The organism is Pseudomonas sp. S06B 330, from assembly GCF_002845275.2.
Taxonomy (GTDB): Bacteria; Pseudomonadota; Gammaproteobacteria; order Pseudomonadales; family Pseudomonadaceae; genus Aquipseudomonas.
In genome coordinates this window covers 1,943,434-1,958,512 of the sequence record NZ_CP088149.1, presented here as the reverse complement: position 1 = coordinate 1,958,512, position 15,079 = coordinate 1,943,434, and the positions used below count along the sequence as shown (strand labels likewise).

Below are 15,079 nucleotides of genomic sequence, written 5' to 3'. Positions count from 1 at the left end.
ATACGTTCATACATCGCAGATGCGCGCTCAATATCGGCCCGTTGTGGTTTGACTCGAACCGATTCGTAGCCCACCACTGTGGCACCTTCTAGAATCGGCGTGACATAGGCACTGACCCAATAGTGATCACCGTTTTGACAGCGGTTTTTGACGATGCCCATCCAGCTTTTGCCGTCCTTCAAGTAGGACCACATATGAGCGAAGACCGCCTCCGGCATATCCGGGTGACGGACGATATTGTGCGGGCTGCCGATCAACTCTTCGCGACTGAAACCGCTGATGGCTACCAGTTCATCGTTGCAGTAGGTCAGGTTGCCGTGCAGGTCAGTGGCGGAAATCAGCCGCTGCTCGTTCTGGAAAATGACTTCCTGCTGGGTGACCGGCAGATTGCTTCTCATGCTCTGGTATCCGTTTATGCTGGGGATCAATACAGGTGTAATTACCCTCATTGTATGTATGGCGATTGGCCATACCCCATCAATTGAGGCGCCGCTGCTATAGCGAGATGGAATAGCTGGGTTATTGGGTATCGCTGGGGTGATTGGCCATTGCCAGGCACTCGCGGAACAATCGGGTCGCCGGGTCGAGGGTACGATTGGCCGCATAGAAACAGCCAATGCGCCCGAAACTCAGCGGCTTGCCCAGATCGAAAGCCTTGAGCTTGCCGCCGTGAGCCAGTTGCTGGGTGGTTTGCAGGGGAAAGAAACCGATGGTTTGCTGGTCTTGCATCAACTCATAGTTGGTCAATGCCGAAATCGACTCGATGACATTGACCGGCGGGCCGAGGTCCAGGTCTTCGAATAAACGGTCAACGGTACGGCGTAACAGACCACTGCGCGGTGGCAGGATCCACGGAAACGAATGCAGATCGGCGAGACTGACCGGCCGACCGCTTGCATGCATCGGATGCTCTGCGCCAGCGACAATGCACAATCCTTCGTCACACAGGACATCGACCTTTAACCGCGGCTCGTATTCATGCCAGCGCCATTCATCCGGAATACGTCCGACAATGATGTCCAGCTCGCCCGCCAGCAGACTGGAAAACAGTTGATCCATATGACCGACGCGCACCGTTACCAGTACCCCCGGTGCGCGTTCCTTGAGCAGGCGCAGGGTATGCGGCAGGAGCAAGGCTGAAGAAGACGTCAAGGAGCCGACCATCACCTGGCCGGTGGTACCGCTGTGGTAGGCATTGACTTCATCGGTCAGGCTACGCAACTCGGTGAGCATCGCATGGGCCCTACGCACCACCACCCCGCCCAGCTCGGTGGCGTGCACACCACGGTTGCCGCGTACCAGCAAAGCCGCGCCGAGGAAGGCTTCGAGTTCCTGAATGATCTTGGTGACTGCCGGCTGGGTGAGGTTCAAGGCCTGCGCGGCACCCACCAGCGAGCCGCTGCGCAGTACTTGGTCAAAGACCACCAATTGATAGAGTTTGAGTTTGCGGGCAACAGATACAACGGTTGATTTCATGGGTAACACCTGGCAACTACCGCGTGTTCGCCAACCTGCAGCGGCGCACACTCGACGCACGAACGACTCCTTATTGTTTTATAAACTTTCACATCGAAACTTTTTCAGTAAAGGGTGAAAGTTATTCATTCCTTTAAGTTCAATATAAAGGGCATCCAGCACAATTAACTTGATACAGATCATCACTTCAGGCTTGATTTATTGGCCTCACTCAAACACAAAAACGGCGCTGGTATCAAAAATAGAACACTGCATCTCAGTCATCCTCTCACTGCCTGCGCTACTCAACATGCAAAATACGCCTTTGGCAATGATGGGATGTATCCAATGAAGAACATGCAAAGAAGTAAAGTCTGTTTGGCCTCTAGCGTGCTAACGGCATTGCTTTTGCTCAATACGGCTCATGCCCAGGCGTACCAGGCCAGCGACGCTGAAAAAGCCCTCAAAATTGTTAACCTTGGTGCCCTGGAAGCCGACGTCAAAGCCCGCATGGACAAAGGCGCTTTTGGTTACATTCGCGGCGGCGCCGAAGATGAAAACAATATGCGCAGCAATACGCAGGACTTCGACAAGAAGTACATCATGCCGCGTATCATGCAGGGTATCGAGCGTACGGAAATCGACCTGTCCACCGAATTGCTCGGCATTAAACTGAAAACGCCAATCATCCAGGCGCCGATGGCGGCCCAGGGGTTGGCGCATAAGGACGGTGAAATTGCTACCGCCAAGGGCATGGCCAAGGCCGGTTCGATATTCTCGCTGAGTACTTATGGGAACAAGACCATTGAGGAAGTAGCAACCGCCTCTAAAAACAATCCATTCTTCTTTCAGCTCTATATGAGCAAGAACGAGAAATTTAACGAATTCACGTTGCACAAAGCCAAGCAATTTGGTGCCAAGGCAATCATCCTGACGGTGGATTCCCCAGTGGGCGGCCACCGCGAAGATGACATTCGTAACAACTTCCAGTTTCCATTGGGCTTTGCCAACCTGGAGTTGTTCGCCAAACAAAACAGCGACGGATCCAAGACCGGCAAGGGTTCTGGCATCAGCGAAATCTATGCCCAGGCCAAGCAGGCATTCACCCCGGCCGATATTGCTTACGTGAAAAAACTGTCGGGGCTGCCGGTCATTGTCAAAGGTGTGCAGTCTCCCGAAGACGCCGACATGGCGATCAAGGCTGGCGCTGCGGCGATCTGGGTGTCCAACCATGGTGGTCGCCAACTCGACAGCGGCCCTTCGTCCTTCGACGTACTGCCTAGCATCGCCAAGGCCGTGAACAAGCGTGTGCCGATCATCTTCGATAGCGGTGTACGCCGTGGCTCGCATGTCTTCAAGGCCCTGGCCAGCGGCGCTGACATCGTCGCGGTAGGCCGCCCGATCCTCTATGGCCTGCACCTTGGCGGTTCTGAAGGGGTGAACTCGGTGATCGAACACCTGAACAAGGAACTGACCATCAACATGATGCTTGGTGGCGCGAAAAATATCGAAGCGGTGAAGAACACCAAACTGTACACCGACAAGGATTTCGCAGGATGATCGGCGAAAGCTGATTGGAGCGATACCTACGAACGCCCATTCTGGATGGAATGGGCGTTTTTCATGTTGGCTCGACGAGGGATCTCTCGTCGTTTAAACCTGGTCCAGGCGGTCGGCTTGCGGGCGAAGGCCTGACACTCTTGGTAGACTAGGACACCCTTGTTTTTAAGACGGATCTGGACGGTGTAGCTGACCGTTCCGTCGGCCTTCTTTCGTGCTCTGATCGTTGCCATGGATTCCGGTGGTACAAATTAGGTTACCGGTGGTACATCGCACCACCGAGGCACAAAAAACGCCCGAAAACGCCCCAAAATGGTACAGAAACGCGTACGTGAAAATGCCCCTAGAATCCGCTGCAAGCCCAGTAAACCCGCACCCTGAGCCGTCTCGCCGCTTCAGCGTTGCCCCCATGATGGACTGGACGGACCGCCACTGCCGGTTCTTCCTGCGCCTGCTCTCCAGCAACGCCCTGCTCTACACCGAAATGGTCACCACCGGCGCCCTGCTCCACGGCGACGCCGAACGCTTCCTGCGCCACGACGAGGCCGAGCATCCACTGGCCTTGCAACTGGGTGGCAGCGTGCCGGCGGATCTGGCCGCGTGTGCCAAGCTGGCTCAGAACGCCGGCTACGATGAGGTCAATCTCAACGTCGGCTGCCCAAGCGACCGGGTGCAGAACAATATGATCGGCGCCTGCCTGATGGGCCACCCAGCGCTGGTCGGTGATTGCGTCAAGGCTATGCAAGATGCTGTGCAGATTCCGGTGACGGTCAAGCACCGTATCGGTATCAATGGCCGCGACAGCTATGCCCAGTTGTGCGATTTCGTCGGCCAGGTCCGTGATGCCGGCTGCCGCAGTTTCACCGTGCATGCACGCATTGCCATTCTGGAAGGCTTGTCGCCGAAGGAAAACCGCGAGATTCCACCGCTACGCTATGACGTGGCGGCGCAGTTGAAGAGCGATTTCCCCGAGTTGGAGATTGTCCTCAATGGTGGCATCAAAACCCTCGCGGAGTGTCAGGAACACCTGCAGACCTTCGATGGGGTGATGCTGGGACGCGAGGCGTACCACAATCCCTATGTGCTGGCCGAGGTCGACCAGCAACTGTTCGGCAGCACCGCACCCGTCATCAGCCGCAGTGAGGCGCTGGCCAAGTTGCGGCCGTATATCGCCGCGCACCTGGCCGCAGGCGGTGTCATGCACCACGTAACCCGACATATCCTCGGCCTCGGCCAGGGGTTCCCGGGGGCGCGTAAATTCCGGCAGTTGCTCTCGGTGGACATCCACAAGAGTAACGATCCGCTGGCCCTGCTCGATCAGGCCGGGGAGCTGCTGCAAGGGCGCTAGCGTCGGAACCTGTGCGCACTTGGACACTCGAAGAGGTATCCCGTTGCCCCGCCTGCCAGTCAGCCCTTGAGCGGCTGGCAACGCTCGGGTAATGTCGATCTATTGCACAGGACAGAGCACGCCCATGACTTCCAAGCTGGAACAACTCAAGCAGTTCACCACTGTGGTTGCCGACACTGGTGATATCGATGCCATCAGCCGCCTGAAACCGGTCGATGCCACCACCAATCCGTCGCTGCTGCTCAAGGCGGCAGCCATGCCCGGTTATGCCGACTTGCTCCAGCAGTCGGTCGAACACAGCAAGGGTGATGTCGGCCTGGCCTGTGACACCTTCGCCGTAGCGGTTGGCGCTGGCATCCTCAAGGTGATTCCAGGGCGTATTTCTACCGAGGTTGATGCCCGGCTGTCCTTTGATCAACCTGCGCTGCTGGCCAAGGCCCGGCAATTGATCGGGTTGTACGAAAAAGCCGGCATCGGCCGCGACCGCGTGCTGATCAAGCTGGCCTCGACCTGGGAAGGGATCCGCGCCGCCGAAGTCCTGGAGAAGGAAGGCATCCAGACCAACCTGACCCTGCTGTTCTCCTTCGCTCAGGCCCAGGCCTGTGCCGATGCCGGAGTGTTCCTGATTTCGCCGTTTGTAGGCCGGATCTACGACTGGTACAAAAAATCCACTGGCACAGACTACGTCGGCGCCGAAGACCCGGGCGTGCAATCGGTCACACGGATCTACAACTACTACAAGGCCAACGGCTACAACACCGTGGTCATGGGGGCGAGCTTCCGCAACATTGGCCAGATCGAGCAACTGGCTGGCTGCGACCGTCTGACCATTAGCCCCGAGCTGCTGCAGCAACTGAGCGATGACCAAGGCGAACTGCCGCGTATCCTCAAGCCGGGCAACCCGGGCGAAGCCCGTCAAACGTTGACCGAAGCGCAATTCCGCTGGGCCTCCAATGAAGATGCCATGGCCACCGAGAAACTGGCTGAAGGTATTCGTCAGTTTGCCCGGGATCAGGAGAAGCTTGAGGCGTTGCTGGCAGCAAAGGCTTGATACCAAACTACGTTTACCTCTTCACTGAGGAATGTAGCCGCTGCCGCCAGGCTGCGATCGGCTGCGAAGCAGCCGCCATCCAGTCACCTTGAACAGCCTGACGGGCGGCCGTTTCACGCCCGATCGCAGCCTGGCGGCAGCGGCCACGAATCGATAGCGCTCGCCATAGGGGCGCAACTGCCTTCACTATGCCGCTCTTCACCGCCACCCACAGCTTCGACTGTGTTTTCAGAGATGTTGATGCCTGAATCCCCCGCATTACCAGCCGTACTGGCCGGCCCCCTACTGCGCCGCCTTGAACCTACCCGAATAGTGTTCTGGCTGGTCGGTTCGCAAGCGCTGCAACCGACCTTGTCACTGAGCTGCCCGGACATTACGCCCACCCTTGATTGCCAGGTTGTCGCCATTGGCCGTCATGCCTTCGTGCACCTGATCGACATTCATCTCGACACCCCGCTGCCCTGCGATGTGCAGATCGACTACGACCTGATTCTGCGCACTGCCGAGGGTGAGCAAGGCATTGCACAATGGGCCCCGCACCTGCTCTACGACGGCGCCCGGCTGCCCAACTTCGTTGTGCATTCCCGCCTGCAGCAATTGCTTCACGGGTCGTGTCGCAAGCCACATCACCCTGCCGCTGACGGGTTGCTGTGTGCTGACCAACTGTTGATCGGCTGCCCTGATCCCACGGCGCGCCCGGCTCTGTTGTTGATGAATGGCGACCAGGTATACGCCGACGATGTGGCCGGGCCGATGCTACGGGCAATCCATGCGCTGATCGAGCGTCTGGGGCTGTATGACGAACACCTGCAAGGTGCGGTGGTCGATGACAGCGCCGCGCTCTACCAGCACCCCGCCAGCTACTACCACCGCGCTGACCTGCTGCCGGCACTGGAGAGCAACGAAACCCTGCGCGAGCGCTTCTTCGGCGGTGCGCGCAAGCCAATCTTCACCAGCAGCAATGCCGATAATCACCTGGTGACGTTTGCCGAGGTGATGGCCATGTACCTGCTGGTCTGGTCGCCCGTGCCCTGGACCTTGATCGATCCACAGATGCCATCTGGGCTGACTGTCCAGCAGCAAGCGCGCTACCAGCAGGAATACAAGACCATCCGCGCGTTCACCAGTGGTCTGAGCGGCGTTGCGCGAGTGCTGGCGCACCTGCCGAGCCTGATGATCTTTGATGACCATGACATCACCGATGACTGGAACTTGTCTGCACAATGGGAAGAAACCGCCTACGGGCACCCTTTTTCCAAACGCATCATCGGCAATGCCCTGCTTGCATACCTGCTGTGCCAGGGCTGGGGTAACGACCCGGACGCCTGCAATGCGCTGATTGGCAAGTGCCAGGCGCTGAACCAGAGCGCCGTGGATGACCAACACCTGGATGCAGCGCTACAGGACACCCTGATCGAAGAGGTGCTGCGTTTTCAGGGTTGGCAATTCGTGCTGCCGAGCAACCCGCCACTGCTGGTGCTCGACACCCGTACCCGGCGCTGGCGCAGCGAAAGCAACCTGAAAAGACCCTCGGGCCTGCTCGACTGGGAAGCCCTGAGCGAACTGCAACAGGCCCTGCTCGATCACCCCTCGGCCGTCATCGTCTCGCCGGCACCGATCTTCGGGGTCAAATTGATCGAAACGGTGCAGCGGGTGTTCAGTTGGCTGGGATATCCGTTGCTGGTCGATGCCGAAAACTGGATGGCTCACCGTGGGGCGGCTCAGGTCATCCTGAACATCTTCCGTCACTCACGCACGCCAGGGCATTACGTGATTCTCTCCGGCGACGTGCATTACTCGTTCGTCTACGAAGTGTTGATCCGCCATCGACAGCGCAGCCCGCACTTATGGCAAATCACCAGCAGCGGGATCAAGAACGAGTTTCCGCGGCGCCTGCTGGACGTATTCGACCGCCTCAATCGCTGGCTTTATTCGCCGCGCTCCCCCCTGAACTGGTTGACCAAGCGCCGCCAGATGGAAGTGATTCCGCGCACGCCCAGCCACAGCAAGGCCGGCGAGCGCCTATGGAACAGCGCCGGCCTGGGCCAAGTGTTTTTCAATGAGCAAGGCCAGCCACAGCGGATTTTCCAGCTCAACGCCAACGGCGCGGAACCGACGGAATTTCCACCCAGAGTGAGCGATTAAATTAGCAGAAGCAGGCGCCCCACGGCGCCTGTGCGCAGGTCAGGTACGCTCGAGGGCGTTGACCAGGTCGTGGAAGGCTTCACGGTTGGAGTCGTTCAGGCCCATGAGAATTTTGTGCGCCTCCAGTACTTTGGACCGCACAATATCTTCGCTCTGGTCCTGAGAAGGCAAGTCGGTCAGACACTCGGGACACGGAATCGGCCGATCAACGATGTTGAACACCTGATCGAAGCCCATCGACTGCAGCAGCCGCGAAATATCCGGGTTGACGGTCACCACGGTCGGCAGCAGGCCGACTTTCTGCCGCGACAGGATCGAGAGTTTGGCCAGCAAGCCCAAGGTGGTGCTGTCGATGCTTTCGGTTTCAGTCAGATCGATGACGATCGCCGAGAAATTCAGCGCCGTGAAGATCTTCTCAATCGTCGCATCCAGCGCTGAACACAAGGTCAGGCGCACTTCGCCGACAAACTTCAGAACGAAGGTGCCGCTCTGTTCGGCGAACTGGATTCTTCCCGTACTCATTGAAGGTTCCTGCTCAACACCAATAGGGCGATATCATCCGGCATCTCCCCAAGCGTAGCTAATCCGAATCGTTGGCGCAGCCCATCCAGGCTACCACCCGCAGCCTTGACGATTTCCGGCAAGGCCGCCTCTTTATCTTTGAGTGTGTCCCCTGGCAAAAGGTCCAGAATGCCATCAGAGAGCAAGGTCAGGCTGAACTGCTCGGGCAATTCCAGGACATAGTCCTGGTATGTCGCCTCTTCAAACAGTCCGACCGGTAACCCGCGTCCTTCCAGATAGCGGCTCTGGCCCGGGGTATAGAGCACAGGTAGTGGCAAGTGGCCGCCAATGCTGTAGGTCATCAGCCCGGTGTCTTCATCAATCACCCCGCCCACCATGGTCACATGCTTGCCCAGCTTGCAGTTGATCAGGCCGCGGTTGATGTGCCCAAGGACTTCTGAAGGCTTGAAGTCGCGCAGCCTTGAATTGCGCTTGAATTCGAACAACAGCCGGGTGGTCATGAACTTCAACAGCACAGTGACAAACGCCGAAGAGGCACCGTGACCGGACACGTCTGCCAGGTAAAAGGCAATGCGTCGCTCGTCGACCCGGAAATAGTCGGTAAAGTCACCCGACAGATACAGCGATGGAATGATCTGGTGCTCAAATGACAGCTCACCGGCCACCCAGGGGCTTTCCGGCAGCATGTTCATCTGCACTTGGCGCCCGGCGGTCTGGTCTTCCTGCAACAGGTGCAGACTGGCCTCCAGTTCGCGGTTGGCGGTTTCGAGCTTTTCCCGGTAGCGCTGGTTTTCCACCAGCAGGCGCGCCCTGTCCAGGGCTCGGCGGACCGAATGCTCCAGCACCGCAAGGTCTTCCAGGGGCTTGATCAAGTAATCGGCAGCACCCAGGCGTAACGCTTCCACCGCATCGTTCATCACCCCGGCACCGGAAACGACAATCACCGGCAACTCAGGCGCGCGCTCGGTGACCTGGCGGATCAACTCCAGCCCGCCCATTTGCGGCATGCGCAGATCGCAGATCACAAGATCAGGCTGTTCCTGTTCGAAGACCTGGAGGCCCTGCTGGCCATTACTCGCTTGCAGGACACTGAAACCACTGTCTTCAAGGTAAGCGGCAAGACTCGCACGTACGACATCGTCGTCATCGATTATCAGCAGCGTTGCACTGGTTTTCTGCATGTGGGCAAACGGCGCCAGAATTAGGTTGGCGTAAGTGGCTCGACAAGGCATGAGCACACGTACTGGATTCGCTTCTAGCCACTCGGCCATCCGTTGTAGGACAAGACAGGTTGTCCGGCAACGAGCAGAGGTGCCCTGTAAGGCGCAGACGGTACTCCCATCCGCCGGGGGTTTCAAGGGTACGCCGATGCTCGCAGTGTCTCTTTGCACGGTAAAGAGCCGGGAGTTATAAAAACCCCTTGATGTGCAACTCAATGAAAGGATGCAGCCATGAAAAAAGGCGGCTCCAAGGCCGCCTTTTCGTTGCTGCAATGATTTAAAAGTCGTCGACGACTTCGCCATCCTTGACCTTGTACTCGCGGTTTTGCAGGTACGCATTGCGAATGAAGGTGTATTTGTCGCCGCGAATCAGCTTTTCTGCCGACAGCAGGCTGGCACGGGTATCGACGACATCCACGGCAATCGCGCTGTTGCGAGTCGGCACATGGTCAATGTAGCGGTAGGGTTCGGTATAGGTGTCCGGGTACTTGGCGACGGCGTCACGCACCGTACTTGGGCCCAGCAACGGCAGCATCACGTACGGACCACTGCCTACGCCCCAGTAACCCAGGGTCTGACCGAAGTCTTCATCGTTACGCTGCAGGCCCATCTTGGTGCCAACATCAAAGAAACCGCCCAGACCAAAGGTGGTGTTGACGATCAGGCGCGCGGTATCGACTCCGGCGGCATGCGGCTTGAGCTGCAGGATGTTGTTGGCCAGGTTGGTCACATCACCCAGGTTGAGGAAGATATTGTGAATGCCGTCTTCCAGAAACTGCGGGGTGACCGCCTGATAACCCTTGGCCAATGGCTTAAGCGCGTAAGTGTCGACAGTGTCGTTGAAGGTAAAGATCGGCCGGTTGATGCTCTCCCATGGATCTTCCTCGGTCGCCGCCTGGGCTGCGACCAAAGGCGCCAGCAGCAGGCTGGCACAGACACAGGCCCGGGTCATCCGATTGATCACGCCTGTACCGCTCCTACGCATAGAGTTACTCCTCGACAGTCACTGCGCCGAACGCGATGCGTCCTACGCTAAAAAAGGAACAAGTATAAAAGGGTCTTTCTCTGATAAACAGCCTGACACAACAGAGGTCATGATTTTGTGAACAAATGTGATCGATTGGCGTAACCGCAGCGTAACAAAGCCAGCGTAGCCTTCAGGCTATTTCAGGGACGCTGCCATGCCAGACTCGCCTGCCATTACTGCTTTGCTCTTCGGTCTGCGTGGCTGCCTGGTCGAAACAGAGACTAACCTCGCGCCCCCCCGGCCTACCCCCGGCGCCTTGCAGACACTCGCCTGGCTACAACAGCAACAGGTACCCTGCGCCTGGCTGGATGAGTTGTCGGGCGCCGACGCCGAGCACTTGGCCGCAGCGCTGCCCGCCTGGCTCAAAGCCCACCGTGTTGCCACACCATGGCCTGCACCCGATGCCTGCTGGCAAGCGTTGATGGCGCTCAACACTGTAAAACTGGAGGGTTGCGTATTGGTCAGCGCAGAACCACGGTTGCTGCAATCTGGCCTCAACGCCGGCCTATGGACAATCGGCCTAGCCACCGGCGGTGTGCGCCACGAAACAGACAGCCCCCAGGAGCAGGAGCGCAAGCGCGGCAAGGCGACTCTGCAACTGTTTGCCCTCGGCGTGCATTCAGTGATCGATCACCTTGAAGCGCTGGGTGACTGCCTGGCCGATATCAGCCAGCGTCGCCTAAAGGGTGAAAAACCCTGACACAGGGCTGTTGATCCGGGTCATGCAAAGCGGCGCTCAGTGGATTACTCTAGTAGGCAAGGAATGGACCTTTCACCCGTTAGCGGGGTCCATGACTGTGCCTATTCATAGAGGGAGATCACCCATGCCTGCCCGCGAACTGCAAGAGCAACTCAATACCTTGCGCGAGCAACTGGAGCAAAATCCGCCGCTTTCACTGGAAGAGCGTGAACACCTGCAGGAATTGATGCAGCAGATCGATGCACAGATAAAACTGGAAGCAGCAACTCAGGACAACAACCTGGTCGACGGCGTCAATCTGGCCGTGGAACGCTTCGAAGTCGATCACCCGGGCCTGACCGCCACCTTGCGCAATATCGTTCAGAGCCTGCAAAGCATGGGCATCTGACCCGGCGAGCAGCAACAAAAAGCCCCGTCATCGAACGGGGCTTTTTCATTACTGGCGAACCAGACGCAAGTTCGGCAGTGTCACCGTCTCCGTGCTGCGGTACGGGTTGATGTCCAGCCCGCCGCGACGCACATAACGCGCATAGACCGTCAAAAACTCTGGATTGAGCAGACGCTTGAGGTCCAGGTAGATACGCTCGACGCACTGCTCATGGAAATCCGCGTGCTGACGGAAGCTGATCAGGTAGGTCAACAAGCTGGCGTGATCCAGCGCCGCGCCCCGGTAATGCACAGTGACACTGCCCCAGTCCGGCTGGCCGGTGACCGGACAGTTGGATTTGAGCAAGTGACTGTGCAGGGTCTCTTCGACGATGCGGCTGCTGTCACAACCGAGTAACTCCGGCTGCGGCTGCTCGTAGTTGCTGATGCTGACATCCAGGTCATCAATGCACACACCCGGCAAGGCCACAACGCCCTGCCCTTCAACGTCTGCCAGGCTGCGGATCTGCACGGCCACCGGCTTACCGGCTGCAGCCGAGAGGTCTTTTGCCAAGCACGCTTCAAGCGCTGCCGGCGTTTCGAACACGGTCTGGTTCAGCGAGTTCAGGTACAGCTTGAACGACTTCGACTCGATGATGTTCGGCGAGTCGGCGGGAATGGCAAATTCACCAATGGCGACCACCGGCTTGCCCGACGGCAGTAGCCAGGACAACTCAAAGCAGTTCCAGAAGTCCACACCTTGCCAAGGCAGGGTCTGGGCGCTGACGCCCAGCTCAGCCCATTTGGCCGCCCGTGGGATCGGGAACAACAGCGATGGTGTGTAGGTGGCGATGTATTCGCTGGACTTGCCCAGCGGAGAATGTTCGGCGGCGGGATGCATGGCTCAAACCTGAAGGACGAAATGCGCCTAGTTTATCGGGTTTGGGCCATGCGTTGGGTATTGACCTGTTACTGGCCGATAGTCAGCTTGCCGACCATGCCAGCCTGATAGTGACCGGGGACGTTACAGGCGAACTCGATGGGCGTCGCCTGGGTGAAGGTCCAAGTCAGCTCACCGCGCTTGCCAGGCTCGACCATGACGGTATTGGGATCGTCATGCTTCATGCTGCCACCGTGCTGCATGCCGCCATGGCCCATAGCCGCATGATCCATCTGACCCTGCATAGCGAGCATTTCCTTTTGGTGTTTAGCATGCATGACTGCGTCGCCCAGGCTGAACTCATGGACCACCGCGCCCTTGTTGATCAGCACGAAGCGCACCGTTTCGCCGGCTTTGACTTCCAAGCTGCGTGGCTCGTAGTACATGTCGCCCATGACGATTTCCACGGTACGGTCAGCCTCGGCCGCAGACGCAGGGGCGCCGAAGGCGTACGAATGCGCGGGCGACGCCAGTGCTGGCAAGCTGAACAGCGCCAAGGCGCCGGCAATAATCAGGTGTTTCATAAAATGCCCACTCCGGGGTTGCGACAACGTAGGCTGCACTGTAGAAAACCGGCGCTGGCAGCTACCTGACAAAAACATTACAACTTTGTCAGCTTAGCCACCGCCCACGTCCGCCACGGTATAACTGCCATTCACTGTCCAAGAGCCACCCGATGAAACTGCTGATCGTCGAAGACCAGACCAAAACCGGCCAATACCTGTGCCAGGGCCTGAGTGAAGCCGGCTTCGCCACAGAGCTTGCCACCGACGGCAATACCGGCCAGCACTTGGCACTGACGGGCGATTACGACTTGCTGATCCTCGATGTAATGCTGCCCGGCCGCGATGGCTGGCAGATCCTGCAAGCGGTACGTGCCGCAGGCCTGGATATTCCGGTGCTGTTTCTAACTGCCCGCGATGCCGTAGAAGATCGCGTGCATGGCCTGGAGCTGGGCGCCGATGATTACCTGGTCAAACCCTTTGCCTTTTCTGAACTGCTGGCGCGGGTGCGCAGCCTGCTGCGTCGCGGCAGCAGCCCGACCCAGGAAACCAGCCTGGGCCTGGCCGACTTGCGCCTGGACCTGATCCGCCGCCGCGTTGAACGCGGCGGCCAGCGCATCGACCTGACTGCCAAGGAGTTTGCCTTGCTGGAGCTATTGCTACGGCGCCAGGGCGAAGTGCTGCCCAAGTCGCTGATTGCTTCTCAGGTCTGGGACATGAACTTTGACAGCGACACTAACGTCATCGAAGTGGCGATCCGCCGCCTGCGCCTGAAAATCGACGACAGCCATGATCACAAGCTAATCCACACCGTGCGTGGTATGGGCTATGTCCTGGAAGAGCGGGTCTCGTGATGCGCCAAGTGTCTCTGAGCAGCCGTCTGGCATTGCTGTTCGCAGCGTGCACGGCGGTGGTGTCATTGACCGCGGGGATTCTGTTCAGCCGCGCCAGCGAAAGCCACTTCATCGAGCTGGATCAACAGTTGCTCGAAAGTCGCCTGTCGCTGCTGCGGCAAATGCTCGACGGCGTCCACGATCCAGCCAGCCTCACCTTGCGTTTGCCGGCCCTGCAAACCGAACTGAGCCATCAGACAGACCTCGCCGTGCGCCTGCGCGGCAGTGATGGCCGGGTGTGGTTTGAAAGCCAGCCCGGCCTGCCCAAGGCCCCCCAAGCACCTGGCCTGAGCACCCAGCACAGCAGCGATACCGACTACCGCGCCCTCTGCGTCAATCTCGAACAGCGCGATCCGAACTCAGCGCAACTGACCCTGTTTCTCGACATCACCCACCACCAGCACTTTCTCCAGCGCATGCAGCAACTGATCTGGCTGACCGTCGGTCTCTCGGCCCTGGCCACTGCCCTGCTGGGCGCCTGGGCAGCACGCAGTGCTCTGCAGCCGTTGCGCCAAATGGGCGAGGTAGCGTCAAAAGTATCGGCACGTTCTTTGACCACCCGCCTGCCCGAAGGCCAGATGCCAGTGGAGCTGGCGGAACTGGCGCAAAACGTCAACGCGATGCTCGAGCGCCTGGATGATGCCTTCCAACGGTTGTCAGCGTTCTCCGCCGATATCGCTCACGAACTACGCACGCCGCTGTCGAATCTGCTGACCCACACGCAAGTCACCCTCACCCGGCCGCGCGAACTGGACGCGTATCGCGAGGCCTTGCACAGCAACCTGGAAGAACTGCAGTGGATGGCGCAACTGGTCAACGACATGCTCTACCTGGCCAAGGCCGACCATGGTCTGTTAATGCCCAGTCGCCAGCGCCTGGCGCTGGAAGATGAAGCCGATGCCTTGCTTGAGTACTACGCGCCCTTGGCCGAAGACGCCAGGGTCGCCCTGCATCGGGACGGCCGGGCCAGCCTGGAAGGCGACCGCCACATGCTGCGTCGGGCACTGTCCAACTTACTCGACAATGCCTTGCGCTTTACCCCGGCGCAGGGCGAGATTCGCTTGAGTATCGAAGTGCTGGGGGAGCAGATCCGCTTGCAGGTTGCCAATACGGGCGAGCCTATTGATCCAGTATTGCTTCCACGGCTGTTCGACCGCTTTTACCGCGCCGATCCGGCACGCCGTGAAGGCAGCAGCGAGCATGCAGGGTTGGGATTAGCGATTACCCGCTCGATTGTCCAAGCCCATGGCGGGACAATTCGCGCGGAATCAGGCGGGGGTTGGACGCGTTTTGTGATTGAGTTGCCGACGGTGTAAATCCTATCGCCGGCATGGCCGGCTCCCACAGGT

General features: G+C 58.7%; 14 protein-coding genes and 2 pseudogenes. 8 read left to right on the top strand and 8 right to left on the bottom strand.

Translation table 11 applies throughout. From position 1 onward, the window contains the following. Nucleotides 1-140: 140 nt before the first annotated feature. A pseudogene (locus CX511_RS25600) lies at nucleotides 141-398 on the bottom strand (PAS domain S-box protein); the annotation flags it as partial. Nucleotides 399-519: 121 nt separating this feature from the next. Next, nucleotides 520-1,476: a LysR family transcriptional regulator gene (locus CX511_RS09070; RefSeq protein ID WP_045189805.1), complete on the bottom strand. Its 957-nt coding sequence runs from the start codon at nucleotides 1,474-1,476 to the stop codon at nucleotides 520-522. A 336-nt stretch (nucleotides 1,477-1,812) separates the two neighbouring features. On the opposite strand from CX511_RS09070, the gene CX511_RS09065 reads away from it, so the two are divergent. Then, a complete protein-coding gene (locus CX511_RS09065; RefSeq protein WP_101293292.1) occupies nucleotides 1,813-3,015 on the top strand; it encodes a lactate oxidase in 1,203 nt (400 codons plus the stop codon). Nucleotides 3,016-3,098: 83 nt separating this feature from the next. Here CX511_RS09065 and CX511_RS09060 read toward each other — a convergent pair. Further along, nucleotides 3,099-3,248: pseudogene (locus CX511_RS09060) on the bottom strand (site-specific integrase); the annotation flags it as partial. 104 nt (nucleotides 3,249-3,352) lie between these two features. Here CX511_RS09060 and dusA point away from each other — a divergent pair. From dusA to CX511_RS09045, 3 genes are all read left to right on the top strand, one after another. Then, nucleotides 3,353-4,363, top strand: a complete 1,011-nt coding sequence (gene dusA, locus CX511_RS09055; protein ID WP_101293293.1) for a tRNA dihydrouridine(20/20a) synthase DusA — start codon at nucleotides 3,353-3,355, stop codon at nucleotides 4,361-4,363. A gap of 124 nt (nucleotides 4,364-4,487) precedes the next feature. Next, nucleotides 4,488-5,414, top strand: coding sequence for a transaldolase (tal, locus tag CX511_RS09050; RefSeq protein WP_045186667.1), 927 nt, complete (start codon nucleotides 4,488-4,490; stop codon nucleotides 5,412-5,414). 240 nt (nucleotides 5,415-5,654) lie between these two features. After that, complete coding sequence (locus CX511_RS09045) at nucleotides 5,655-7,559, top strand: alkaline phosphatase D family protein (protein ID WP_101293294.1); 1,905 nt, start codon at nucleotides 5,655-5,657, stop codon at nucleotides 7,557-7,559. Between the two features lie 39 nt (nucleotides 7,560-7,598). On the opposite strand, the gene rssC is transcribed toward CX511_RS09045, so the two are convergent. The 3 genes from rssC to CX511_RS09030 form a co-directional block, all read right to left on the bottom strand. After that, a complete protein-coding gene (rssC, locus tag CX511_RS09040) occupies nucleotides 7,599-8,081 on the bottom strand; it encodes an anti-sigma factor antagonist RssC (protein WP_045186669.1) in 483 nt (160 codons plus the stop codon). Then, nucleotides 8,078-9,262 (bottom strand): two-component system response regulator RssB, encoded by a 1,185-nt coding sequence (gene rssB / locus CX511_RS09035; RefSeq protein WP_045186671.1) that lies wholly within the window; start codon nucleotides 9,260-9,262, stop codon nucleotides 8,078-8,080. Before rssB ends, rssC begins: the two co-directional genes overlap by 4 nt. 316 nt (nucleotides 9,263-9,578) lie before the next feature. Further along, nucleotides 9,579-10,286, bottom strand: coding sequence for an MlaA family lipoprotein (locus tag CX511_RS09030; protein ID WP_045186673.1), 708 nt, complete (start codon nucleotides 10,284-10,286; stop codon nucleotides 9,579-9,581). Nucleotides 10,287-10,482: 196 nt separating this feature from the next. On the opposite strand from CX511_RS09030, the gene pcrP reads away from it, so the two are divergent. After that, on the top strand, nucleotides 10,483-11,028 hold the full coding sequence (gene pcrP / locus CX511_RS09025) for an HAD superfamily inactivated hydrolase PcrP (RefSeq protein ID WP_101293266.1): 546 nt from the start codon (nucleotides 10,483-10,485) through the stop codon (nucleotides 11,026-11,028). Nucleotides 11,029-11,152: 124 nt separating this feature from the next. Beyond that, a complete protein-coding gene (locus CX511_RS09020; RefSeq protein ID WP_045186678.1) occupies nucleotides 11,153-11,416 on the top strand; it encodes a DUF4404 family protein in 264 nt (87 codons plus the stop codon). A 48-nt stretch (nucleotides 11,417-11,464) separates the two neighbouring features. Here CX511_RS09020 and queF read toward each other — a convergent pair whose 3' ends face one another. Together queF and CX511_RS09010 are read right to left on the bottom strand one after the other, a co-directional pair. Then, nucleotides 11,465-12,295: an NADPH-dependent 7-cyano-7-deazaguanine reductase QueF gene (gene queF / locus CX511_RS09015; protein ID WP_101293267.1), complete on the bottom strand. Its 831-nt coding sequence runs from the start codon at nucleotides 12,293-12,295 to the stop codon at nucleotides 11,465-11,467. Between the two features lie 68 nt (nucleotides 12,296-12,363). Beyond that, nucleotides 12,364-12,858: a cupredoxin domain-containing protein gene (locus CX511_RS09010; RefSeq protein WP_045186684.1), complete on the bottom strand. Its 495-nt coding sequence runs from the start codon at nucleotides 12,856-12,858 to the stop codon at nucleotides 12,364-12,366. Nucleotides 12,859-13,010: 152 nt separating this feature from the next. Here CX511_RS09010 and CX511_RS09005 point away from each other — a divergent pair, with 152 nt between their 5' ends. Then, entirely contained in the window at nucleotides 13,011-13,691 is a 681-nt protein-coding gene (locus CX511_RS09005) for a heavy metal response regulator transcription factor (protein WP_101293268.1), read from the top strand. Further along, nucleotides 13,691-15,046 (top strand): heavy metal sensor histidine kinase, encoded by a 1,356-nt coding sequence (locus CX511_RS09000; protein ID WP_177409696.1) that lies wholly within the window; start codon nucleotides 13,691-13,693, stop codon nucleotides 15,044-15,046. The genes CX511_RS09005 and CX511_RS09000 overlap by 1 nt, the downstream gene beginning before the upstream one ends. Nucleotides 15,047-15,079: the final 33 nt, after the last annotated feature.